Source organism: Streptomyces sp. HNM0574 (assembly GCF_012726235.1).
In the GTDB taxonomy this organism is placed as follows: Bacteria; Actinomycetota; Actinomycetes; order Streptomycetales; family Streptomycetaceae; genus Streptomyces.
The window spans coordinates 12,592-35,991 of record NZ_JAASAH010000010.1; the positions used below are offsets into that span (position 1 = coordinate 12,592).

Here is a 23,400-nt window from a genome sequence, read left to right on the forward strand (position 1 = left end):
TGCACGAACCGACGGCGGCCGAACGGACGGCGGCCGCGGCGCAGTCCCGCGCCGAGGCGGAACGCCGTCGGCCCGACGAGGGCCACGGCCGTCGCGAACACCCGGATTCCGACGATGAGTTCGACGAGGACGACCCCGAGGACGTCCTGCATGCCGACGGCCTGCACGAGGACGACGGCTTCTTCGACGGGCCGGAGCTCCGCGACGGCGAGGACGACGGCGAGTTCTGGGAGTACCGCGACTACCGCCGCAGGTACCCCGGCCTGGACGGCGGCGGCGATCCGCGCGGATACCCGCACGGCTACGGCACCTTCGGCCCCTCGGGCCCGTTCGGCCCGCCGGACATGCTGGGCCCCACCGGGGACCCGGCCTTCGGCCGCCCCTTCCCGCCCGCGCGTCCCGGACCGCCGTCGGCCGGCGCCGGGCTCCCGTACGCGGCCGGGCACCCCAGCGGCCACGGCCGCTACGGCGGCCACGGCAACGAGCTGTACGGGCGCGACGGCCTGGCGGACGCCGGGGACGCCGAGCACGGCGCCGACCACCGGTACGGGCAGCGCCGCCGGGGCCACCGGCCGTCCGCCCCGCGCCGGGGCAGGCGGTTCGGGGCGCGCGAGGGCGCGGCGCCGCCGCGTGGTGCTTCCGTGCGCTGGCAGCGGCCGGTCGCCTGGGTGCTCGCCGTCGTGATGGGCATCGGGATGGTCGCGCTCGCGCTCGGCGCCGTCTACCGGGGCGGCGCGGGCCAGCGCCAGGACCCGGCCCCGCCGCCGTCGACGGCCGACACCGACGCCTCGCAGGGCACGGGCGCGGAGGGGGACCTCCCGGCGGGCCCGCCCTCCGGCGAGCTGGTCTCCCCGGTCGTCACCGAGGCCCCCTATCCGACGGCCCCGTCCGAGGGGGACGAGGCGGTGGCGCACGTGCCCGGCGCCCCGGCCGCACCGGCCGGAAGCGGCCGCGGCTGAAGCGTCCGCAGAGGCGGTGACGGCGCTGTGGTGCGCGTGTGTCCCGAGAGATACGCACTTGTCACGCACCGGGGCGTTCACCTCCGGGCGGGCGGTCCTACTCTGTTCCTATGGCTGGTCGAGGAGATCCTCCCGAGGGAGCGCCCGGTGCGCCCGGGGGCGACGACGACTTCCCCGGCGAGTACCGTCCGACGGTCTTCGACGAGGCGTTCGTCGAGGCCGCGCGCATCCAGGAGTACAGCGCGCAGGAGCGGATCGAGGACGAGGGGCACACGGCCGTCCGGCCGCGCGGCGCGCAGCACGACGGCCCGTACGGCGCCGAGCGCGGTGACGCCTTCTTCGGCGATCCCGGCCCGGCGGCGGCCGGCTTCGACGCGTCCGGCACGGCCACCGGGCCGTACCCGGGCCACGGCGGGACGAAGGGCGGGCTGACCGCCTCCAAGCAGGGCATCGTGCTGGTGCTGCTGATCGCGCTCGCCTTCGGCACCGCGATCTACATGGGCATCCGCAACCCGTACCAGGGCCCGCCGAAGGCGCCCGTCCAGCCGCTGCGGATCACGCTGCTGCCGCTCGCCCCGCGCGACGCCGTACCCGGAGGGCAGCCGGGGGAGCTGTACGCGCACAGCCCGGCCGCGCAGTTCCGCACCGGCGCGGAGGGCGTGACCCTGCCGCCCGCACGGCGCACCGCGCACTTCTCCACCAGCCAGGTCCTCTCGGCGCTGACGCTGGCGAAGGAGTACGTCGTCGGGAGCTCCGTCGACCCGAACGTGCTCAAGGGCGGCGCCGTCCGGCCGGTCCGGGTGCTCGTCGACCCGGAGCAGCAGGAGCAGTTCGACCGGAGCATGGAGGCCCCGCGGGAGAACGGCAGGCAGGCGGCCACCGGCTGGATGATCCGCTTCGACCCGCGCCAGGTGACGCTGGCGGACCCGCGGGTGCGGGTCAACGGCACCCTCAGCGTGCGCGAGGTGGCGGGCAACGCCCTGGAGGTCACCGCGGACCACGTGTTCGTCTACGCGGTACGCCCGGCCGGTTCCCACAAGGACGGCGAGAAGGCCGAGGACGGCAAGCGGGGGGACTCCTCGCTGTTCACCGTCCGGCGCGAGGTGCGCTTCCGCCTGGACCACGAGGACCTGCGGCACCAGCAACTCGGCCTGGAACAGGTCGCGATGCGGGCCGGCCCGCTGCCCTGTTCGGCGAACGCCTCCGACGTGCTCAGGCCGCTGCTCGCCGGGGAGCGGGCCAAGGACGACGGGCAGGCGGGGACCGACCCCTACGCGCGGGGCCAGTCCTCCGCCTCGATGTGCGGGGTGCTCGCTACGAGCGCCCAGCCGGACCTGGGCCGGCCTCCCCGGTAGACCCGCCGTCGCCCTCGCCGCCGCCGTTGCGGCCGGAACCCGAGCGGCCGGTGAAGGTGTCGCGCAGCCGGCCGCCGAGGTCGCCCGCGCCGCCCGCGATGTCGCGGACCAGGCCGACCAGCGGGTCCTTGCTGTTCTTCATGGACTCCGTGTAGTGCCCTGCCGATTCGCGGAAGGAGTCGCCGACGGAGGTCTCCTTGTCGTCCTCCCGCTTCTCGTAGTGGCCGTCCATGATGCGCTGGTAGGTGCGGCTCTCGGCCCACTTCTTCAGCTCGGCGGCGCGGACCGTCGTGAACGGGTGGCTGCGCGGCAGCACGTTCATGATCTTGAGCACGGAGTCCCGGAGGTCGCCGCCCGCCTCGTACTCCTCGGCCTGCGCCAGGAACGCGTCGACGTTCATCTCGTGCAGGTGGTTGCCGCCGGCGAGCTTCATCAGCCCGCGCATGGAGGCGCGCAGATCCTGGCCGACGAGCAGCCCGGCGCGGTCGGCGGAGAGTTCGGACTTGCGGAACCACTCGCGCAGCGCCGTCACGATCGCCATCACCGCGACGTTCCCGAGCGGGATCCAGGCCACCTTCTGCGCGAAGTTGGTGAGGAACAGCAGGATCGTGCGGTACACCGCGTGCCCGGACAGCGCGTGACCGACCTCGTGGCCGATGACCGCGCGCATCTCCTCCTCGTCGAGCAGCTCGACCAGCCCGGTGGTGACCACGATGATCGGCTCGTCCAGCCCGATGCACATCGCGTTCGGCTGCGGGTCCTGGTTGACGTACATCGGCGGGACCTTTTCCAGGTCCAGGATGTAGCAGGCGTCCCGCAGCATCGCATGGAGGTGCGTGAACTGCTGGTCGCTCACCCGCACTGAATCGGACAGGAACAGCAGCCGCAGGCTGCGCTCGGGCAGCAGCCCGCTCAGTGCCTTGAAAACGGTGTCGAACCCGCTGAGCTTCCGCAGCGCCACCAGCGCCGAACGGTCCGCCGGGTGTTCGTACGTCCGGGAGGAGATCCCCGGGAAACGGCGCCTGTCGCGGCCGGGCAGCCGGTCCTCGCCGTCCGTGCCGCCTGTGCTGTCGGTCATGCTCTCCCCCTCGTCGCCCTTCGGCCTCGTCATTCCAGCCTAGACGTTCGCGGTGCGGGCCCGGCGGCCTCGGCCGGGCCCCGGGAGCGGTCTCGCACTGGGGACGGAGCAGACCGGCGCGGCGGTTCCCGGACTCTCCCCGCCCGGACGCCTGTTCGGCGCCGCGTCCCGGCGTCCGGGCACCGGGAAGGCTGAGTCGGCGTGAGCGCGCGCACGGCCCACGCTTACGATGTGCCTGCACACTTCGCGTCCCACCGCGCGCGTACGGCCCGTCCCGCCGCGTCCGGTGAGCGGGGTGCGCAGCACAGCCAACTGCCCGACCCACACGTGGATAGGTCTGCCGACGATGACTCTGCCCAGCACCGCACACAGCGCACTCGTCACCCTCGCTTCCGGTGCCGAGGGCGGTCACGAGGAGTCCGCGAACTACACGCCGTACATCACGGGCATCGGCGCGCTGGCCGCCCTCATGCTGCTGCTCTGGATCACGACCCGCTTCAACCGCGACCGCTGACCCCGCCGGGACCCCCGCCGTCCGTACGCGGTGCGGCGGCGCCCCGGCGTCCCGTCCTTCCCGCCGTCGCGCACCGCGTGATGGGTGAGAGGCACAGAGGATAGGCTCCGCACGCATGGGAGAGCAGATAGTGCCCGGCTCCGGCAAGCGGCGCCTCGGCGTGATGGGTGGGACCTTCGACCCCATCCACCACGGTCACCTCGTCGCCGCCAGTGAGGTGGCCGCGCGGTTCCACCTCGACGAGGTGGTGTTCGTGCCGACCGGGCAGCCGTGGCAGAAGTCCCACAAACGGGTCTCGCCCGCCGAGGACCGCTATTTGATGACGGTCATCGCGACCGCCTCCAACCCCCAGTTCTCGGTCAGCCGCATCGACATCGACCGCGGCGGCAAGACCTACACCATCGACACCCTCCGGGACCTGCGCGCGAGCGATCCGGAGGCCGATCTCTTCTTCATCACCGGCGCCGACGCGCTGAGCCAGATCCTCGGCTGGCGGGACGCCGAGGAACTGTTCTCCCTCGCCCACTTCATCGGCGTCACCCGCCCCGGCCACGCACTGGCCGACCCGGGCCTGCCCGACGGCGGCGTCTCCCTGGTGGAGGTCCCGGCCCTGGCCATCTCCTCGACGGACTGCCGGTCCCGCGTGGAGCGCGGCGACCCGGTCTGGTACCTCGTACCGGACGGCGTCGTCCGGTACATCAACAAGCGCCAGCTGTACCGCGGCGAGCCGGACGAGCAGCTGTACCGGGGCGAGCGCGCGCGGCGGGACCGGGGAGACCAGGAAGCGGGGCCGTCGGTGTGACGGGACAGTACGGATACGACCCCTACGGGCAGCAGCCGCGGCTGCTCGGCTACGACGAGTACGGCCGGCCGGTGTACGAACAGCCGCCCGCGCAGGGCGGCCAGGGCCACGATCCGTACCCGGCACAGGGCGGCGCGGCGCCCGAACAGCCCGCCCCGCAGGGCCAGTACGGCGGCTACGGCGGCCAGGACCCGTACGGCACGCACCCGCTCCAGGACCCGTACGGCGGCCACGATCCGTACGGGGCGCAGGGCGGGTACCCGGTCCAGGACCCGTACGGCCCGCAGGAGTCCGGCACGTCGGCCCCGCAGCACGCCCAGCACGCCCAGCAGACGCAGCAGGTCCAGCAGGAGTGGATTCCCCGCCAGGCGCAGCCCTCCGAGCAGGAGCGGTACCCGCGGCCGGCGGACGGCGCGCAGGAGGCTCCCCCGGAGCGGGGGCGTCCGGACGGCGCAGATGAAGTGGACTACGACGCCGAGCAGTTCGCCTTCGTCGAGGAGTCCGCCGACTCCTCCGAGGACGTCATCGACTGGCTGAAGTTCACCGAGAGCCGCACCGAGCGCCGCGAGGAGGCCAAGCGCCGCGGCCGGAACCGGATCACCGCGCTCGTCGTCGTCCTCGTGCTCGCGGCACTGGGCGGCACCGGCTGGGCCTGGTACGCGGGCAAGCTCCCCGGCGTCGGCGGCAAGAGCGGAGGCAGCACCTCGGCCGCCGGCCAGCAGCGCGACGTCATCGTCGTCCACCTGCGCTCCACCGAGGACGGCAGCAGCTCCACCGCGCTGCTCGTCGACAACGCGGGCGCGGGCCGCGGCACCACCGTCCTGCTGCCCAACTCCCTTGCCCTCACCGGCGAGGACGGCAGCGCGACCACGCTCGCCAGGTCCGTCGAGGACGAGGGCGCCTCGCCCACCCGCGAGGGCCTGGGCAGCCTCCTCGGCGCCGACATCAAGGGCACCTGGCGGCTGGACACCCCGTACCTGGAGAACCTCGTCGAACTGGTCGGCACCGTCACCGTCGACGCGGACGTCACCGTCCCCGGGGAGAAGAAGGGCGACAAGCCGCAGGTGCGCCGCGGCCCCGCGCGTGAGCTGGACGGCCGCGCCGCCGTCGCCTACGCGACCTACCGCGCCCCGGGCGAGACCCAGGCCCCTCAGCTCAAGCGCTTCGGCGACGTCATGCAGCAGACCCTGCGGAAGCTGTCCAGCGACCCGGACGCGGCGACCCGCACCGTGCAGTCGCTCGGCCAGGTGCCCGACCCGTCCCTGTCCGAGTCCGAGCTGGGCGCCACCCTGGCGAAGCTCGCCGAGCAGGCCAAGAACGGCTCGTACGACACCCGCACCCTGCCCGTCCTCGCCAACGGCACCCTCAGCCGCGGCACCAGCGAGGGCCTGGTCAAGGACGTGCTCGGCGGCACGGTCAAGAACTCCGACCCCGGCTCGGCGCCGCGGGTGAAGGTCAGCAACGCCAGCGGGCAGCGCGGCGCCGACGACACCGCCTCGGCCGCGCTCGTCAACGGCGGCTACACCGTCGTCGACGCGGCACCCGCGGGAGCGGCACGGTCACGCTCGGTCGTGACGTACGGCGACGCGAAGCAGAAGGCGAAGGCGGCCGAGGTCGCCACCACCCTCGGTCTTCCCGCGAGCGCCGTACGCGAGGGCGAGAGCGCCGCGAACGCCGACGTGACGGTCGTCCTGGGCAGCGACTACAAGGGGTGAGGCGCGGCGGTCGGGCGTGAGATCCTGGATCCGATACGCACACCTGACCGCTGTGTCCCCTGACCCGAAAGCTTGGCTTGTGACCGCTACGGACCGTTCCCTCGAGCTCATCACCACCGCGGCCCAGGCGGCCGCCGACAAGCTCGCGCACGACATCGTCGCCTACGACGTCAGCGACGTCCTCACCATCACCGACGCCTTCCTGCTGGCCTCCGCGCCCAGTGACCGCCAGGTCAAGGGCATCGTCGACGAGATCGAGGAGCGCCTGCTGAAGGAGCGCGGCGCCAAGCCGGTGCGCCGCGAGGGCGAGCGCGACGGCCGCTGGGTGCTGCTGGACTACGTCGACGTCGTCGTGCACGTCCAGCACAGCGAGGAGCGGGTGTTCTACGCCCTGGAGCGGCTGTGGAAGGACTGCCCGGAGATCGACCTCCCCGAGGACGCCAAGGCCACGGCGGGCAAGGCGGCCGAGCACGCCGAGCAGACCGGCCTGGCCGGACCGGGCGAGAGCGGTGGTGCCCGGTGACGGGAGGCCCCGCCGACCCCGCACAGTCCCCGGCCCCCGCGAGCACGGGAGCCGCCCGCACCGACCGCCGGATCGTCCTGTGGCGGCACGGCCAGACGTCCTGGAACCTGGAGCGCCGCTTCCAGGGCTCCACGGACATCGAGCTGACCGAGACCGGCGTCGGCCAGGCCCGCCGCGCGGCCCGGCTGCTCGCCGCGCTGCGCCCGGACGCGATCATCGCCTCCGACCTCAAGCGCACGGCCACCACCGCCGCCGAACTCTCCGCGCTCACCGGCCTGGAGGCCGTCCCGTACGAGGCGCTGCGCGAGACGTACGCCGGCGCCTGGCAGGGGCTCACGCACGACGAGATCGTGGAGCGCTACGGCGAGCAGTACAGCGCCTGGAAGCGCGGCGAGCCGGTACGGCGCGGCGGCGGCGAGCTGGAGACGGAGGTCGCCGACCGCGCGGCGCCCGTCGTCGAGGCGAACGTGGAGAAGCTGCCGCGCGGTGGCACCCTCGTCGTCGTCAGCCACGGCGGCACGATCCGCACCACCATCGGGCGGCTGCTGGGGCTGGATCCGGCCACCTGGGAGTCCCTCGGCGGGCTGTCCAACTGCTGCTGGTCCGTGCTGGGCGAAGGCGCCAGGGGCTGGCGCCTGTTGGAGCACAACGCGGGCACCCTCCCCGAGCCCGTCCTCGGCGACGACGACTGACGCGGGAAGGACCGGCACCGGGCCCCGGGGAGCGGAGTCCGGGGCCGGATTTCCCATCCGGCCTGGTCACCGGTTAGAGTTCTACTCGTTCACGGCGCGGGAAGCGCAGCGAACGGCGGGGCTATAGCTCAGTTGGTAGAGCGCTTGCATGGCATGCAAGAGGTCAGGAGTTCGATTCTCCTTAGCTCCACATCCCGGACCCGCCCCCTCGACGAGGGGGCGGGTCTTTTCGTGTATCCGCAGCCCCCGCGGGTACACGCACATCCGCGCAGGTGGAACGGGGGTCCGCAGGGGCGTGCGCGCGGTCGGCGGGGGCGGCGGGTCCGCTCCCGGATCACTGACCGGGACTCCTGGGAGAGGGAAGAACGTGGCAGAATCGTGGTGGCCGGAAGGGGGACGGTCCGAGGGGAGGGCGTGTGCGATGCCGACCAGGGTCCTCGGCGAGGACGAGCAGCCGACCGGGCGGAGCGCACCACGGCGCCGGAACCGGCCCGTTTCCCCGAGGGCGTTGCAGTGCCCGGCCTGCGGATCATCGAACGTCGCTCAAATGCTCGGCGACAATGGAGGCGTTTCCTACGTGTGCACGGCTTGCGGCCACAGCTGGAGCTGATGACTGATGGGTGCCCACAGCCGGAAGTGCGACTGGTGCGGTTGCGGTACGCCTGTCGTGCGTGACATGGAGCCCGTCAACTCCGCCTACCAGTACTGGTGCGAGGACTGCGCCAGGGCGCTGGTGATAAAAGGCGATCCCATCGAGACGTACCGCGAACTCGACGGCGAACCGATCTACGGGCGGCTGCTCGACGAGCACTGCACCCTCAAGCGCTTCTACTCCTTCGTCACGGCCTGACGGCGCCCGATCCGCCCCCGGGGCCGGACAGTTGCCCGTTCCGCCGCGTACGGCCCGCCCAACACCGCGCCCGCGCCCTCCGGTTCGTACGGTGCGGGTCTGCGCAGGGCGCGCGCGGAGCGCAGCGCGGCCAGGGCGAGGAAGCCGAGCGCGGCCAGCGGATAGCCGGCCGAGAGCGCCATCTGGCCCGCGCCCTGGCCCAGTTCGGGCGGCACGGCCGCATCCGGGTCGTGCGGCACCCACCACAGGGCGTACGAGCAGAACACGAGCGCCGTCCCGCCGCAGACCAGCCACGACCCCGCCCGCCGCGTCCGCAGCGCCTCGGCGCCGAGCAGCACCACCAGCGGCACGCACCACACCCAGTGGTGCGACCAGGAGACGGGGCTGACGAGCAGCGCCGTCACGGCGCACGCGAGCGCCGCCCACGCGGGCGCGTATGGCAGCCTGCGCGACCCGGCGAGCGCCGCCGCCACCGCCGTGGCCAGCCCGAACGCGGCGACCGCGAGGGCGAGCAGGAGCCACGGCAGTCCGGGGTCCGAGGTGTGCAGCAGCCGGGCGAGGACGCCGCGCAGCGACTGGTTGTCCGTGATCACGGCGTCGCCGACCCGGTCCGAACGGAAGACCGCGTCCGTCCAGAACGTCCGCGTATCGCGCGGCAGCAGGACGGCCGCGAACAGTGCCGTACCGAGGAACGTGCCCGTGGCGAGGGCCGCTTGGCGCACCTGCGCGTTCCACAGGTCCGCGGCCCGGCCGCCGCGCCGCAGCCGCAGCAGGCCCCGCGCCAGCCCGTACGCCAGCAGGAAGACGGCGAAGAGCGCGGGCGTGAGCTTGATGCCGGCGGCGAGGCCGGTGCCGGCGCCCGCCCAGCGGTGCCCGGGGCGCCGCGTCAGGTCCCACAGGACGAGCACCGCGAGCAGCAGGTTGATCTGCCCGTACCGCAGCGTCGTCCACACCGGCTCGCACCAGACGGCGAGCGCGGCCAGGGCCAGGGCGACGGCGGGGCGCGGGGCGCGGAGCGGGCGGCCGGTGAGCCGCAGGGCGAGGTGGACGAGGACGGCGAGCAGCGCGAGGTTCGTGAGCGTGGCCACCGTGCGCATGCCCGGCACGTCGATCAGCGTCAGCGGCAGGAACAGCAGCGCGGCGAAGGGCGGGTAGGTGGTGGGCAGCGATGCCTCGGTGGCCCGCATCGCGTACAGGTCCTCGCCGTCGCGCACGGCCTCGCCCTCCGCGCGGTAGACCATGAGGTCGATCATCGAGACCCCGGCCGCACGCTGCGCCGCCCAGAACGCGGCGAACGACAGCAGACAGCAGGCGGCGGCGAGGAGCGTGGGGCGGCGCAGCAGATACGTCTTGACGGTCGTGAACGGCCGTTCGTCGGCGGCCTGCTGCAGCGTGCTCACGGCGTGCGGCTCCAGTGTCGGTGTCGACAGGCACAGGCCGCCGACAGTACCCGGCGCCGGCCCCGGTCAGGCAGTGGCCACGGGAGGCGCGGAAGGGCGTCGGAGGCCGTGGAAGAGGGGGCCGGGGAACGGATTTGGCAGAACGGGGGATGGTCCGTGTAATGTTGGCGATGCCGCCGCGGGGAAAACCCCGGCGGACCAGAACACGGGGCTATAGCTCAGTTGGTAGAGCGCTTGCATGGCATGCAAGAGGTCAGGAGTTCGATTCTCCTTAGCTCCACAGTGAGAAAAGCGGGCCGTCCGGAAGGGCGGCCCGCTTCTTCGTTGTAACCCACCTCCCGTCCGCTCCCCGGAACCCCCAAAGGGGCCCCCGGGGGCTTGCGGTACCCTGAGCCCATGCGTGCCGTACGCCTTCTGCTTAGCGAGCCGCGCTGACAAGAACCGGCCACGCGGCGGTGTCCGACCGGACAGCCCGCCGCCCCGCCCGGAATCAGCGCGGCGTCCCCTCCTGTGCGAGGGGCTTTTTCATTTGTGCTGAGCAGAGACGACCGATGGAGCTTTGAGGACGATGAGCGAGACCACGACCGCCGCCGAGACCGCGGCCCCCCATCGCTACACGGCGGCGCTGGCCGCCGACATCGAGGCACGCTGGCAGGATTTCTGGCAGAAGCACGGCGTCTACGAGGCGCCGAACCCCGGGGACGGCGAACTGGGCGGCGACCCGGAGGAGGCCGCCAAGCCCAAGAAGTTCCTGATGGACATGTTCCCGTACCCCTCCGGTGCGGGTCTGCACGTCGGCCACCCGCTGGGCTACATCGCCACCGACGTCTTCGCCCGCTTCCACCGCATGCAGGGCTACAACGTCCTGCACACCCTGGGCTTCGACGCCTTCGGCCTGCCCGCCGAGCAGTACGCCGTGCAGACGGGCACCCACCCGCGCACCTCCACCGAGTCCAACATCACGCAGATGAAGGCCCAGCTGCGCAGGCTGGGCCTGGGCCACGACGAGCGCCGCTCCTTCGCGACGATCGACCCGGACTACTACAAGTGGACCCAGTGGATCTTCCTGCAGATCTTCAACTCCTGGTACGACGACGAGGCGCGCCGCGCCCGTCCGATCGGTGAGCTGGTCGAGCAGTTCGCCGCCGGCACCCGCGAGACGCCCGAGGGCTTCGGCCCCTGGGCCGGACTGAGCGAGGCCGAGCGGGCCGAGGTGCTGGGGGAGTACCGCCTGGCGTACGCCTCGGACGCGCCGGTCAACTGGAGCCCCGGCCTGGGCACCGTGCTGGCCAACGAGGAGGTCACCGCGGACGGCCGCTCCGAGCGCGGCAACTTCCCCGTCTTCAAGGCCGAACTGCGCCAGTGGAACATGCGGATCACGGCGTACGCCGACCGTCTGCTGGAGGACCTGGACGCGGTCGACTGGCCCGAGGCCATCAAGCTGCAGCAGCGCAACTGGATCGGCCGCAGCGAGGGCGCCCGCATCCGCTTCCCGCTGGGCGAGCGGAAGGTGGAGGTCTTCACCACCCGCCAGGACACCCTGTTCGGCGCCACGTACATGGTGCTGGCGCCCGAACACCCGCTGGTCGACGAGGTCGTGCCCGCCGCCTGGCCGGAGGGCACCCACGAGGTGTGGACGGGCGGGTACGGCACCCCGTCCGAGGCGGTCACCGCGTACCGCGCGCAGGCCGCGGGGAAGTCGGACGTCGAGCGTCAGGCCGAGGCCAAGGACAAGACCGGCGTGTTCACCGGCGCGTACGCGACGAACCCCGTCAGCGGGGACGCGGTGCCGGTCTTCATCGCCGACTACGTGCTGATGGGCTACGGCACCGGCGCGATCATGGCCGTCCCGGCGCACGACCACCGGGACTTCGCCTTCGCGCGCGCCTTCGAGCTGCCGATGCGCTGCGTCGTCGACCCGGCCACCGCCCCCGGCGGCGCCCCCGAGGGCATCTCCGGCACCGACCCGGGTCAGTGGGACGACGCCTTCGTCTCCTACGAGGCGACGATCACCAACTCCTCGGACGACACCATCTCGCTCGACGGCCTGGACGTCACCGCGGCCAAGGCGCGGATGACGGACTGGCTGGCCGAGCGCGGCATCGGCGAGGGCACCGTCAACTACCGGCTGCGCGACTGGCTGTTCAGCCGCCAGCGCTACTGGGGCGAGCCCTTCCCGATCGTGTACGACGAGGACGGCGTCGCGCACCCGCTGCCCGAGTCGATGCTGCCGCTGGAGCTGCCCGAGGTCGAGGACTACTCGCCCCGCACCTTCGACCCGGACGACGCCGACTCCCGCCCCGAGACGCCGCTGTCGCGGAACGAGGAGTGGGTCAACGTCACGCTGGACCTGGGTGACGGCAAGGGCCCGCGCCGCTTCCGCCGCGAGACCAACACCATGCCCAACTGGGCGGGTTCGTGCTGGTACGAGCTGCGCTACCTGGACCCGCACAACAGCGAGCGGCTGGTCGACCCGGAGGCCGAGCAGTACTGGATGGGCCCGCGCGAGGACCAGCGCTGCGGCGGCGTCGACCTGTACGTCGGCGGCGCCGAGCACGCCGTCCTGCACCTGCTGTACGCGCGCTTCTGGTCGAAGGTCCTCCACGACCTGGGGCACATCAGCTCCTGCGAGCCGTTCCACAAGCTGTACAACCAGGGCATGATCCAGGCGTTCGTCTACCGCGACGCCCGCGGCATCGCCGTCCCGGCAGCCGAGGTGGAGGAGCGCGACGGCGCCTACTACTACAACGGCGAGAAGGTCACGCGGCTGCTCGGCAAGATGGGCAAGTCGCTGCGGAACGCCGTCACCCCGGACGAGATCTGCGCCGAGTACGGCGCCGACACCCTCCGCCTGTACGAGATGGCGATGGGCCCGCTGGACGTCTCCCGCCCCTGGGACACCCGCGCCGTCGTCGGCCAGTACCGGCTGCTGCAGCGGCTGTGGCGGAACGTCGTGGACGAGGCCACCGGTGAGATCACCGTCGTCGAGGCGGAGGCCGGCGAGGAGACGCTGCGTGCGCTGCACAAGGCGATCGACGGCGTCACCCAGGACATGGCCGCGATGCGCTTCAACACCGCCATCGCGAAGATCACCGAGCTGAACAACCACCTCACCAAGCTGGACGAGGTGCCCCGCCCGGTGGCCGAGCAGCTGCTGCTGCTGATCGCGCCGCTGGCCCCGCACACCGCCGAGGAGCTGTGGCACCGGCTGGGCCACGAGGAGAGCCTGGTGCACCACGCGTTCCCGGTCGCCGACCCGGCGTACCTGGTGGACGAGACGGTGACCTGCGTCGTCCAGGTCAAGGGCAAGGTGAAGGCCCGGCTGGAGGTGTCGCCCTCGGTGACCGACGCCGACCTGGAGGCCGCGGCGCTGGCCGAGCCCGGCGTCGTCAAGGCGCTGAACGGCGCCGAGGTCCGCAAGGTCATCGTGCGGGCCCCGAAGCTGGTCAACATCGTTCCCGCGTAACGGAGCGTTCCGGAAGCGGCCCCGCCGCCGTCAACCCTCGGGTGACGGGGCGGGGCCGCTTCGTTCCGGGGTGTTTCGGGGTGCGGTGGGGGACGGGTCGGGGACGTCTCCGGGACGCTGTGGAACCACCTGCCGTGCCACGCCGTTTACTGTGGACGAAGAGGAACTGTCGGACCGTCCTAGGAGTGCGCCCGTGGAAGAGGCCATCATCGGCGTACTGGCCCTGTTCTTCGTGCTGTTCGTGAGCGTGGGCGCCTTCGTCACGGTCAAGACGGTGCGCGCGGTGAAGCGCGGCGTGGAGCGCACGGGCACGGAGGTGCGCCAGACCGTCGAGGAGACCAGTCTCCGCGCGCGCGGATTCCAGGCCGGCCCGGTCGGCGAGCTGGCGCGGACGCGGCTGGAGCTGCGCACCTCCATCGACAGCACCCGGCGTGCGCTGGAGGCCGGCGCCTCGACCGACCCCTCGCTCCAGGAATCCCTCGGCCTCCTGGACCGGCTGCACGAGCACGCCCGCGAGCTCGACGGCGAACTGCGGCAGCTGATGGAACGCGAGCCGGACAAGGCACGCGTCGCGCAGCAGCTGCCGGAGGCGCGCGAGCGGGTGGCGCGGATCAAGGAATCCGCCGACTCGCTCCGCTTCGCCGCACAGGACCGGGCCCGCCGGAACAGCGCGGACAGCCTGGACGCGCTGCGGGACCAGATCGAGATCGAGTCCGGCGCGCTGCGCCACTGGGAACGGGAGGGCACGGCGGCTCCCGGCGGGCAGGACCAGCACGGCGCTTCGGGCGGCTCCGGTGACGCCGGCGGACCGGCCGCGCTGGAGAAGGGACGCACGGGCGAGCAGGCGTCGTGGATGCCCGGCGGGCAGCGGCACGACCTGCACAAGGAGCGCCCGCAGAACGCGCCTTGAGCCCGCGGGCCCTCTCCGCCGGGCGGTCCGATGAGTACGGCGCGGGACGGCGGTAGCCTCCTGAGCATGCGCACCACGTCGTCCGGTTCCACGTCCCAGCAGGTCGCGATCGTCACGGACTCCACGGCCTACCTCCCCCAGGCGGAGCTGGAGCGGCACAGAATCCGGGCCGTCCCGCTGACCGTGGTGCTCGGCGACGAGGCACTGGAGGAGGGCACGGAGATCTCCGCCCGCTCCCTCGCCGAGGCGCTGCGCGAGCGGCGCGCCGTCACGACCTCCCGGCCCAGCCCCGAGGTCTTCGCCGAGACCTACCGGGCGGCGGCCGAAGCCGGCGCGGACGGCATCGTCTCCCTGCACCTCTCCTCGGAGTTCTCCGGCACCTACGACGCGGCCCTGCTCGCCGCGCGGGACGCGCCCGTGCCCGTACGGGTCGTCGACACCGGAGTGGTGGCGATGGCGCTGGGCTTCTGCGCCCTGGCCGCCGCCGGTGCCGTCGAGGCGGGCGGCTCCCTGGACGACGCCGTCTCCGCCGCCGAGAAACGGGCCGAGGGCACGGCCGCCTACTTCTACGTCGACACCCTCGACTACCTGCGCCGCGGCGGCCGGATCGGGGCCGCCCAGGCACTGCTCGGCTCGGCACTCGCCGTGAAACCCCTGCTGGAACTCTCCGAGGGCTCCATCGGCTTCCGGGAGAAGGTCCGCACCGCCTCCCGCGCCATCGCCCGCCTGGAGGAGATCGCGGTGGAACGCGCGGGCGACGGCCCCGTCGACCTCGCCGTCCACCACCTCGCCGCCCCCGAACGCGCCGAGCAACTGGCCACCCGGCTACGCGACCGCGTCCCCGCCCTGGGTGAACTGCACGTCAGCGAGGTCGGCGCGGTGATCGGTGCGCACACGGGGCCGGGGTTGTTGGGGGTTGTGGTCTCTTCGGGGTGAGGTGCGTGGGTGTGTGCTCACTCGCGCAGGTGGCCAGGTTTTCCACAACTCTCCGGTTTTCCACGGATATTGAGCAAGATCCCTGAGCGCGGGCGGGGAGCTCTAGCGTCGCGGGCATGAGTAGCCGATCCCTTCGTGTCAGGCCCGGTGTGGCTTCCGGGCGCCGGGTTTCCGCGTCGCGGCCCAAGGGCCGGGTGTCCGGGGTGCGGTCGCGGCGTCGTGGGGCTGCGCCGGCCTTCGGGCGTGAGTCCGGTGCGGGGGCGGGGCGGGCGCGTGTGCGGGGGCGGTCGCGGGGTGGTTCGCCGTTCCGGTTCGGGGGGCGGGCTCGGGCGCCGGTGGGTTCGTCGCACGGGGTGGGGGACGCGCGGTCGGCTTCCGGCTTGGTTTCCGGGGGAGTGGTCGAGGGGGTGGTGGTTCCGGGGCTTGCGGAGCGGGCCGCGGGGCTGTTCCGGCCGGTGGGTGCGGACGGACGGTTCGGGGCCGCTGGGCCTGCGTCGGGTTCGGGGGACGGGGCTGGGGCTGTTTCGGGTGAGGGGTCCGGCCGCTTGCCAACTCGTGTTGTTCGTTCGGGGGTTGGGTCCGGCTCGGCGCTGGTTCCCGGGGCGGGCGGGGTGTCCGGTGCCGGTGGTGCGGTCCGGGATCTGCGTGATGGGGCTGAGCGGGGCGGGGTGATGCGGCGCGAGGAGGCTCTCGCCGTTGCCCGGGCTGCTGTTCGGCGGAGCCGTGCGCGGCGGGTTCGGCCTTGGGCGCGGGAGCTCGGGTCTGCTTCTGCGGGGTCCGGGGCCGGGCCGGCCGTCGGGGACGAGCCGGTGGCGTCTGGGGGTGAGGCGGGGAGAGGGCCCGTCGGCCGGACTGTGGCGGAGGCGTTTCCGGAGGGACGTGCTGAACGGTGGGGGCCGGGGGCTGAGGGGCGGAGTGTGCCCGACGGGGAGGGGTCCGCGTGGCCGACGTCCGTTGCTTCGGGGCCGGTCGAGGGCGAGGAGGCGGACGGCCGCCGGGCCCGTGGCGGTGCGAGGGGTTCGCGGTGGCGGGCTGCGTTGTGCGAGCGGTTGCCGCTGTGGGTTCAGGTGCGTTGCGGGATGGAGCTGCGTACGGTGCTGGCGCTGTCCGTCGTGCTTCTGGTCGCTCTCGGGCTGGCGGTGCAGCACTTCTGGTCCGGCCGTCCGCAGCCGGTACGCGCTCCCGTGCCCGATGCGGCGGACGCGCGGCCGGGCTCGGGCGGGCGGTCGTCCGGTGGGCCTGTTGCTCCCTCCCGTGCGGGGCCGCCGGATGCGGGCGGCGGGAAGCGGCTCGTGGTGGACGTCGCGGGGAAGGTGCGCAAGCCCGGTGTGTACCGGCTGCCCTCGGGGGCGCGGGTCGCGGACGCGTTGAAGAAGGCCGGGGGCGTCCGTCCCGGTACCGACCTCCAAGGGCTCAACCGGGCACGCCTGTTGACGGACGGTGAGCAGATCCTGGCGGGAGTCCCGGCAGCCCCGGGCCCCGGGGCCACGTCCACGGGCGGATCTCCGCCAGCAGGGGCGGGTGGGACGGCAGGCCCGGGCGGTGGGGCTCCGGTGAGCCTCAGTACGGCCACGGCCGAGCAGTTGGAGACGCTGCCGGGTGTGGGGCCCGCACTGGCGCGGGCGATCACCGAGTTCCGGGACAAGAACGGCGGGTTCAGCTCGGTCGATCAGCTGCGCGACGTGAACGGGATCGGCGAGCGCCGGTTCGCCGACCTTCAGCCGGTGGTCCGCCCGTGAACAACCGACGGGACGGGATGAGGCAGAGGCGCGTCAGGAACCGGGCAGAGGTGGGAAGCCCCGAGAGGGGAGGGGCGGCGAGGAGTCAGGAATTGGCCCGAACCCAGGGAGGGTTGAGCCCCCGGGAGCCGTCGCGAAACCCCGGGACAAGAACACCCGGCCCGAGCGAGACCGCATCAACGGACGCGCAAGCAAGCCCCCGCCCGAACCGCCCCCGAAAGCAGCGACGCCCGTGGGGCCGTACCGGTGCGGGCAGCGGGCCGGGACGGCCGTCCGATCTGCGGCTGGTGGCCGTGGCGTTGAGCGCGTGGGGCGCGGCGGCGCTGGGACTGTGCGTGTCGGGGTGGGTGGCGGTCGCGGGTTCCGTGAGCTGTGGGTTGGCCGCTGCGGTGCTGGTCGTCCTCGTACGAGGGGCCGGCCACGGGTGGCGGTCGGGACGGCGGCCGTTGGCCGTCACCGCTGCGGCGGCGCTGTTGGCGGGGTCCTTCGCCGGTGGGGCGGCGGGGCTGCACGCGGCGGATGTGCGCCGTGGCCCGGTCCCGGAGCTGGCCGCGCGGGGCGCTTCGGTGACGGTCGAGCTGACGGTGACCGGAGATCCGTTCCGTACGCGTGGCGCCGTGCACGGGTCCCAACAGACGCCCGGGGCCGTCATGTTCCGCGCGGAGGCGACGCGCGTGACCGGACCGGGAGAAGGCGGGGGCCGCGTCACGCACCGTGTGCGGACCCCGGTACTGGTCGTCCGGCAGGAGACGGGGGACTCCGCGGCGTGGCGGGGGCTGCTGCCGTCCACGCGGCTGCGCGTCCGCGCCGAGCCGGCCCCGCCCGCAGGCGGGGGACCCGTACGGGACATCGCCGCGCTCCTCCGCGTACGCGGCGAGGGCGCCCCGCACCTGGTGCGGGAACCGTCCGCCGCGCAGCGGACCGCGGGGAAACTCCGCGCGGGGCTGCGGGACGCGTCCGACGGGCTGGGCCGGGACGAACGCGGCCTGCTCCCCGGGCTCGTCGTCGGCGACACCTCCCGCGTCCCCGCCGACCTCGAAGCGGCCTTCCGGGCCACCGACATGACGCACCTGCTCGCCGTCAGCGGCTCCAACCTGATGATTCTGCTGGTGCTGCTGATCGGCCCGCCCGGCAGGGCACAGCTCGTCGAACGGCGCGGCCTCGCGCCCAGGCTGGGGCTCTCGCTGCGGACCACGGCCGTGCTGGCCGCGCTGCTCACGCTGGGCTTCGTGCTGGTCTGCCGCCCGGACGCGAGCGTGCTGCGGGCCGCCGCCTGCGGCCTGGTCACGGTCCTCGCCATCGCCACCGGGAGACGGCGTTCCCTGCTGCCCGCGCTGGCGGCGGCCGTCCTCGCCCTCGTCCTGTACGACCCGTGGCTCGCCGCCGACTTCGGGTTCCTGCTGTCCGTGCTCGCCACCGGATCGCTGCTGACGCTCGCTCCCCGCTGGAGCCGTACGCTGCGGCGCCGCGGCGTGCCCGGGCGGCTCGCCGAACTGCTGGCGGCGGCCGCCGCGGCGCAGGCGGTGTGCGCGCCGGTGGTCGCGGTCCTCGCGGCACACGTGAGCCTGGTCGCCGTCCCGTGCAACCTGCTCGCCGAACTCGTGGTCGCCCCGGCGACGGTGCTCGGCTTCGCCGCGCTCGCCGTCGCGCCGCTGGCCGCCGCGCCCGCCGAGTGGCTTGCCCGGCTGGCGAGTTGGCCGGTCAGCGGCGTCGCGGGCATCGCCCGCACGGGCGCGGCCCTCCCCGGATCGGAGGTCGCCTGGCCGGGGAGCTGGACGGGGGCACTGCTGCTCGCCCTGCTCACCGCGCTCACGCTGTACCTGGCCGTACGGGTGCGCCTGCTGTGCCACCCGTGGTGGTGCGCGCTGTGCGCCTCGCTGCTGCTCGTGGCACTGGCGCGGCCCGTGCCACTGGTACGCCCGCTGACGGGGTGGCCGCCTGCCGGGTGGCGGGCCGTCGTCTGCGACGTGGGCCAGGGGGACGCGACGGTGCTGGCCACCGGGCGCAAGGGCGAGGCGGTCGTCGTCGACGCGGGACCGGAACCGGAGGCCGTGGACGGGTGCCTGCGGAGACTGGGCGTCACCGCCGTGCCGGTGCTGGTGCTCACCCACTTCCACGCGGACCATGTGACGGGCCTGCCAGGGGTGTTGAAGGGCCGTACGGTCGCGGAGGTACGGACGACGACGCTCGACGAACCGCCGGGGCAGGCGGAGTTCGTCCGCCGGACCGCACGGGCCGCCGGCGTACCGGTGGCCGAAGCGGTCGCGGGGGAGCGGCAGCGCAGCGGCGGACTGTCCTGGGAGGTGCTGTGGCCCCCGGCCCCGGACGGCGCACCGGTCCCGCCGTCCGGGGCGAACGACGCGAGCGTGACCCTCCTGGTCCGCAGCTCGGGACTGAGCCTGTTCCTGCCCGGCGACCTCGAACCGGAGTCGCAGCGCCGCCTGTTGACGGCGTACCCGGAGCTGCCGCGGGTGGACGTACTGAAGGTCGCACACCACGGCTCGGCGTACCAGTACCCGCGCCTGCTCCGGCAGTTGCGGCCCCGGGTCGCGCTGATCTCGTCCGGCGCCGGCAACCCGTACGGCCACCCGGCCCCGCGCACGGTCACGGCGTTCCGCGACGCGGGCGCCGCCGTCGCACGGACGGACCGGCAGGGCGCGCTCGCCGTCGTACCGGGACGCGGCGCGGCGCGCCCCTCCGGCCCGGGAGAACCGGACGACGCCCCGGCCGCCGTCGTGGCGGAACGCGGGACGTCGTCGGGGGCGAGACGGCCGGCCCGGAGGGTCGGGCCGGGAGTGCGGCTCAGGGGGAGATTTCCTCCAGCGGGCGGTTCGCGGTCTCCACGGCGAAGAGTGCGGCCACCACCGAGCCGGCCAGGGCGACCCCGCTCAGCATCGCGAAGACCCACGGGATGCTGCCGCTCGCGTAGACCATGCCGACGAACAGGGGGCCGAGGATGATGCCGAGCCGGTTCAGGGCACCGCCGATGCTGCTGCCCAGCGCCCGGCTCCGGGTGGGGTACAGCTCGGGTGTGTACAGGTACAGGCAGATGTTGGCGCCGAAGTTGAACATGGCGGCCAGCGAGCTCCACACCAGTACCTGCACGGGGGTGTTGGCGCCGAGGAGGGCCAGCGTCACCAGCATCGCGGCGGCGCCGCCGAGGAAGACGGACACGGTGGCGCGGCGCCCGAGCCGGTCCACCGTCAGCGCGACGATCACGCAGCCGACGAGTCCGGCACTGGAGGTGACGGTCGAGTACAGCAGGGCGTCGGAGAGGGACAGCTTGTAGTGGTTCTCGTAGATGGTCGGCAGCCAGGAGGTGATGCCGTAGTTCACGAAATAGCCGGTGAACCACAGGGCGCAGACCATCAGCGTGCGCCGCCGGTAGCGGCCGGTGAACAGGGCGCGCAGCCCGGTGGCGGCCAGTTCGGCCTCCGTGGCCGGCGAGGACGCCTTGGGTGGTGCCGACTCGTCGCGGGCCTGCTCGGGAACGTGCGGGGTGGCCGGTGCCGCAGGGGGTGGCACCGGGGGAAGGGGGCGGCCGGTGCTGCGCTCGACCTTGGCCTCGATGTCGGCCATGACGGCGGCGGCTTCCGTCTCCCGGCCGTGTTCGGCGAGCCAGCGGGGTGACTCGGGGACGGTGCGCTGCACGAGGTAGCACAGCAGGCCGGGCACGGCGGCGATGACGAACATCCAGCGCCAGCCCAGCGCGGGCACGACCCAGGCCGCGACGACGGCCCCGACGGTGAGGCCGGCGGGGAAGACGAGCTCGTAGAGGAGGACGAAGCGCCCGCGTTTGAAGCTGCGGGTGATCTCGCTGATGAACGTGGCGGCGACGGGCACTTCACCGCCGATCGCCAGGCCCTGCACGAAACGCAGCGCCATGAACGGTGTGACGGTTTCGCAGGCGGCGAGGGCGAGGCTGGAGAGTCCGGAAATGCCCACGCACAGCGCGATGACCTTGACCCGGCCGATCCGGTCGGCGAGCCGCCCGGAGAGGAGGGCGCCCACGAGCATGCCGAGGGAGCCGATGGTGAGGACTGTCGTGGTGTCCGTGTCGGACAGGTGCCATTCCTGGCGCAGTTCGGGCAGCGCGTAGGCGATCAGGAGCTGGTCGAAGGCTTCGAAGAAGGTCACGACGCCGACGACGAGACGCACGGTGACATGCCAGCGGGAGACCGGCAGCCGCTCGAATCTGGCGGCGATATCGGCCCGGGCGGCATGGCCCGGGGAGGTGTCGACAGTCATCCAGGTGTCCTCCGGCTCCACGCCGGGCGGGCGCGGGGCGGGTTCGGGGCAGGTCGGGGGTGGGTGGAGTGGGGCGGGTGGGGAGGGGGGAGGGCCCCCGGGGGGGAAGGGGGGAGAGGGAAAAACGCAGAAAGCGCAACGCTCGGAGCGAGGCGGTAGGTACGGCGAAGCCGATTTCGTGCTGAAGGGGGTGCTGCGGAACGTGCGGGTTTGCTGAACGTGGCCGCCCCGGGCGGTTGGCGTCCCGGGGTGCCGCGGCGCGCGGGGCGGGCAGGGGAGGGCGTGGAGCGGACCGTGGGGGAGGTGGCTCCGGAGTGTGCGTAAGGGCCAAGTGTCTTAGCGCTTAAGTTCTATCGACTGCGGGGTGGTCCCCGTCAAGAGGTGGAGCGCAGGAACTCCACGCGGGGGTGCCGCGCGGGAAGTACGTGCGAACCGGACGACGGGCCCGCGCCCGAGGCCGCCCCGGGCCCGCGAGGTCCCGGATCCGGAGCCCCCGTCCCGCCGGGGAATCCCCGCAACCCCCGTGCCCCCGCGCGGCTTTCACCCCCGATCACTTCCCTCGCCCAGGGGTCTTGCGGAGAAAAACTTAAGCCCTTAGATTTTTGCCACTTGCTCAAGCCGGCAACCGGACGGAGGTCCTCGGATGCTTCAACTCCCCCTCGACGAGGCGCTGATCGCGGGTGAGTGGCGGCGCGGGGCGGGCCCGGCGGCCGACACCGTCGACCCGGCGACGGGCCATACGCTGACCACCGTTCACGCCGTCACGGCCGACGAGGTCGACGAGGCCGCCGAACGCGCCTCCCGCGCCGCCGCCGACCCGGCCTGGCGCGAACTGCCCGCCCACCGGCGGGCCCGGCTGCTCCACCGCGTCGCCGAACTGATCGAGACGGAAGCCGAGAACCTGTCGGCCCTCCAGACCGCCGACACCGGCAAGTGCCGCACCGAGACGCTCGCCCTCGTGCACAGCGCCGCGGGCACCTTCCGGTACACCGCCGCCGCGCTGGAGACGGCGGAGGAGACGGTCACCCCGTCGCGGGGCGCGTACGTGACGATGAGCGTGTACGAGCCCGTCGGCGTCGTCGGGGCCATCACGCCCTGGAACTCGCCGATCGCCAGCGACGCGCAGAAGATCGCGCCGGCCCTCGCCGCGGGCAACGCCGTCCTGCTCAAGCCCGCCGAGTGGACACCGCTGGTCGCGCTCGCGCTCGGCCGGCTGGTGAGCCGGGCCCTCGCGGAGGCGGGGCTCCCGGCGGGGCTGCTCTCGGTGCTGCCCGGCGCGGGCTCCGTCGTCGGGGACGCGATCGTGCGGCATCCGCGGGTCGGCAAGGTCACGTTCACCGGCGGCACCGCCACCGGGCGGACCATCGGCCGGGCCGCGGCGGAGAAGATCATGCCGGTCTCGCTGGAGCTGGGCGGCAAGTCGCCGACCGTCGTCTTCGAGGACGCCGACGTCGAACAGGCCCTGGCCGGCGTGCTGTTCGGGATCTTCTCCTCCAGCGGCCAGTCCTGCATCGCGGGCTCGCGCCTGTTCGTCGCGCGCTCCCGGTACGAGGAGTTCCTCGGCGAACTCGTCGCCCGTACCCGCAAGCTGCGGATCGGCCCCGGGACGGACCCGCACACGCAGGTCGCGCCGCTGGTCCACCACCGCCACCGGGACGCGGTCGCCGCCTACGTGGACCTCGCCAGGAGCGAGGGCGCGCGGGTGCGGTGCGGCGGCGCGGCGCCGGAGGGCGAGGAGTACCGGGACGGCGCGTACTACCTGCCGACCGTCCTGGACGGGCTGCCCGGTTCGGCCCGCGTCTGCCGCGAGGAGATCTTCGGCCCCGTCCTCGTCGCGCTGCCCTTCGACGACGAGGACGATCTCGTCGCCCAGGCCAACGACAGCGTGTACGGGCTCGCCTGCGGGATCTGGACCCGGGACCACCGCAGGGCCTGGCGGTTCGCCCGCCGCGTCGAGGCGGGCACCGTCTGGATCAACACCTACAAGCAGTTCAGCATCGCCACGCCCTTCGGCGGGATGAAGGACAGCGGCCTCGGCCGGGAGAAGGGGCGCGACGCGATCCGCGGCTACCAGCGCCAGAAGTCCCTCTACTGGGGCACCGACGACAGCCCCCTGCCCTGGGCCGGCTGACCCGCCCGCCGGACCGTACGCACGAGATCGCCGGGGAACCCCGGCCACCCCATCCGCCCACGCAGCGAGGAAGCTGGAGCAT

16 protein-coding genes, 2 tRNA genes and 3 pseudogenes are annotated in these 23,400 nt (G+C 73.5%); 18 read left to right on the plus strand and 3 right to left on the minus strand.

Annotated elements, in window-relative coordinates; translation table 11 throughout:
• Positions 1-644: 644 nt before the first annotated feature.
• Positions 645-959: pseudogene (locus HCC30_RS28695) on the plus strand (hypothetical protein); the annotation flags it as partial.
• A 110-nt stretch (positions 960-1,069) separates the two neighbouring features.
• A complete protein-coding gene (locus HCC30_RS17840; protein ID WP_169443582.1) occupies positions 1,070-2,314 on the plus strand; it encodes a hypothetical protein in 1,245 nt (414 codons plus the stop codon).
• On the opposite strand, the gene HCC30_RS17845 is transcribed toward HCC30_RS17840, so the two are convergent.
• Positions 2,274-3,392 carry a M48 family metallopeptidase gene (locus HCC30_RS17845; RefSeq protein ID WP_169443583.1) on the minus strand — a complete coding sequence of 373 codons (1,119 nt, stop codon included), beginning with the start codon at positions 3,390-3,392 and terminating at the stop codon, positions 2,274-2,276. The genes HCC30_RS17840 and HCC30_RS17845 overlap by 41 nt on opposite strands.
• 346 nt (positions 3,393-3,738) lie before the next feature.
• On the opposite strand from HCC30_RS17845, the gene HCC30_RS17850 reads away from it, so the two are divergent.
• The 8 genes from HCC30_RS17850 to HCC30_RS17885 all read left to right on the plus strand — a co-directional run bounded on the left by HCC30_RS17850 (position 3,739) and on the right by HCC30_RS17885 (position 8,488).
• Entirely contained in the window at positions 3,739-3,906 is a 168-nt protein-coding gene (locus HCC30_RS17850; protein WP_169443584.1) for a hypothetical protein, read from the plus strand.
• A gap of 115 nt (positions 3,907-4,021) precedes the next feature.
• Positions 4,022-4,708 carry a nicotinate-nucleotide adenylyltransferase gene (gene nadD / locus HCC30_RS17855; RefSeq protein WP_240979688.1) on the plus strand — a complete coding sequence of 229 codons (687 nt, stop codon included), beginning with the start codon at positions 4,022-4,024 and terminating at the stop codon, positions 4,706-4,708.
• Positions 4,705-6,423 carry an LCP family protein gene (locus HCC30_RS17860; RefSeq protein WP_169443585.1) on the plus strand — a complete coding sequence of 573 codons (1,719 nt, stop codon included), beginning with the start codon at positions 4,705-4,707 and terminating at the stop codon, positions 6,421-6,423. Before nadD ends, HCC30_RS17860 begins: the two co-directional genes overlap by 4 nt.
• Before the next feature lie 79 nt (positions 6,424-6,502).
• Complete coding sequence (gene rsfS, locus HCC30_RS17865; RefSeq protein ID WP_169443586.1) at positions 6,503-6,946, plus strand: ribosome silencing factor; 444 nt, start codon at positions 6,503-6,505, stop codon at positions 6,944-6,946.
• A 71-nt stretch (positions 6,947-7,017) separates the two neighbouring features.
• Positions 7,018-7,638, plus strand: a complete 621-nt coding sequence (locus HCC30_RS17870; RefSeq protein ID WP_346776686.1) for a histidine phosphatase family protein — start codon at positions 7,018-7,020, stop codon at positions 7,636-7,638.
• Between the two features lie 117 nt (positions 7,639-7,755).
• Positions 7,756-7,828: transfer RNA gene (locus HCC30_RS17875), tRNA-Ala, on the plus strand.
• A 231-nt stretch (positions 7,829-8,059) separates the two neighbouring features.
• On the plus strand, positions 8,060-8,248 hold the full coding sequence (locus HCC30_RS28700; protein ID WP_169443588.1) for a hypothetical protein: 189 nt from the start codon (positions 8,060-8,062) through the stop codon (positions 8,246-8,248).
• Between the two features lie 6 nt (positions 8,249-8,254).
• Positions 8,255-8,488 carry a hypothetical protein gene (locus HCC30_RS17885; protein ID WP_169443589.1) on the plus strand — a complete coding sequence of 78 codons (234 nt, stop codon included), beginning with the start codon at positions 8,255-8,257 and terminating at the stop codon, positions 8,486-8,488.
• Here HCC30_RS17885 and HCC30_RS17890 read toward each other — a convergent pair.
• A complete protein-coding gene (locus tag HCC30_RS17890; RefSeq protein WP_346776687.1) occupies positions 8,467-9,879 on the minus strand; it encodes a glycosyltransferase 87 family protein in 1,413 nt (470 codons plus the stop codon). The genes HCC30_RS17885 and HCC30_RS17890 overlap by 22 nt on opposite strands.
• Positions 9,880-10,095: 216 nt before the next feature.
• Here HCC30_RS17890 and HCC30_RS17895 point away from each other — a divergent pair.
• The 7 genes and pseudogenes from HCC30_RS17895 to HCC30_RS17920 all read left to right on the plus strand — a co-directional run bounded on the left by HCC30_RS17895 (position 10,096) and on the right by HCC30_RS17920 (position 19,899).
• Positions 10,096-10,168 (plus strand) — tRNA-Ala (locus HCC30_RS17895).
• A 288-nt stretch (positions 10,169-10,456) separates the two neighbouring features.
• On the plus strand, positions 10,457-13,354 hold the full coding sequence (gene leuS / locus HCC30_RS17900; RefSeq protein ID WP_169443590.1) for a leucine--tRNA ligase: 2,898 nt from the start codon (positions 10,457-10,459) through the stop codon (positions 13,352-13,354).
• A gap of 193 nt (positions 13,355-13,547) precedes the next feature.
• On the plus strand, positions 13,548-14,264 hold the full coding sequence (locus HCC30_RS17905) for a hypothetical protein (protein WP_169443591.1): 717 nt from the start codon (positions 13,548-13,550) through the stop codon (positions 14,262-14,264).
• 66 nt (positions 14,265-14,330) lie between these two features.
• Positions 14,331-15,200 carry a DegV family protein gene (locus HCC30_RS17910; protein WP_169443592.1) on the plus strand — a complete coding sequence of 290 codons (870 nt, stop codon included), beginning with the start codon at positions 14,331-14,333 and terminating at the stop codon, positions 15,198-15,200.
• A gap of 1,079 nt (positions 15,201-16,279) precedes the next feature.
• Positions 16,280-16,636: pseudogene (locus tag HCC30_RS29205) on the plus strand (SLBB domain-containing protein); the annotation flags it as partial.
• 117 nt (positions 16,637-16,753) lie between these two features.
• On the plus strand, positions 16,754-16,939 hold the full coding sequence (locus HCC30_RS29210; RefSeq protein ID WP_346776688.1) for a ComEA family DNA-binding protein: 186 nt from the start codon (positions 16,754-16,756) through the stop codon (positions 16,937-16,939).
• A 278-nt stretch (positions 16,940-17,217) separates the two neighbouring features.
• Positions 17,218-19,899, plus strand: coding sequence for a ComEC/Rec2 family competence protein (locus HCC30_RS17920; RefSeq protein ID WP_240979698.1), 2,682 nt, complete (start codon positions 17,218-17,220; stop codon positions 19,897-19,899).
• On the opposite strand, the pseudogene HCC30_RS17925 reads toward HCC30_RS17920, so the two are convergent.
• A pseudogene (locus tag HCC30_RS17925) lies at positions 19,808-21,187 on the minus strand (MFS transporter); the annotation flags it as partial. The gene HCC30_RS17920 and the pseudogene HCC30_RS17925 sit on opposite strands and share 92 nt — an antisense overlap.
• Before the next feature lie 643 nt (positions 21,188-21,830).
• Between HCC30_RS17925 and HCC30_RS17930 the strand changes: the two are divergent.
• Complete coding sequence (locus HCC30_RS17930; protein ID WP_169443595.1) at positions 21,831-23,318, plus strand: aldehyde dehydrogenase; 1,488 nt, start codon at positions 21,831-21,833, stop codon at positions 23,316-23,318.
• Positions 23,319-23,400: the final 82 nt, after the last annotated feature.

Coding starts and splice junctions, on each gene's coding strand:
- HCC30_RS17930 (WP_169443595.1), top strand. CDS start 21,831: ATGCTTCAACTCCCCCTCGACGAGGCGCTGATCGCGGGTGAGTGGCGG.
- HCC30_RS17840 (WP_169443582.1), top strand. CDS start 1,070: ATGGCTGGTCGAGGAGATCCTCCCGAGGGAGCGCCCGGTGCGCCCGGG.
- HCC30_RS17845 (WP_169443583.1), bottom strand. CDS start 3,392: ATGACCGACAGCACAGGCGGCACGGACGGCGAGGACCGGCTGCCCGGC.
- HCC30_RS17850 (WP_169443584.1), top strand. CDS start 3,739: ATGACTCTGCCCAGCACCGCACACAGCGCACTCGTCACCCTCGCTTCC.
- nadD (WP_240979688.1), top strand. CDS start 4,022: ATGGGAGAGCAGATAGTGCCCGGCTCCGGCAAGCGGCGCCTCGGCGTG.
- leuS (WP_169443590.1), top strand. CDS start 10,457: ATGAGCGAGACCACGACCGCCGCCGAGACCGCGGCCCCCCATCGCTAC.
- HCC30_RS17910 (WP_169443592.1), top strand. CDS start 14,331: ATGCGCACCACGTCGTCCGGTTCCACGTCCCAGCAGGTCGCGATCGTC.
- HCC30_RS28700 (WP_169443588.1), top strand. CDS start 8,060: ATGCCGACCAGGGTCCTCGGCGAGGACGAGCAGCCGACCGGGCGGAGC.
- HCC30_RS17885 (WP_169443589.1), top strand. CDS start 8,255: ATGGGTGCCCACAGCCGGAAGTGCGACTGGTGCGGTTGCGGTACGCCT.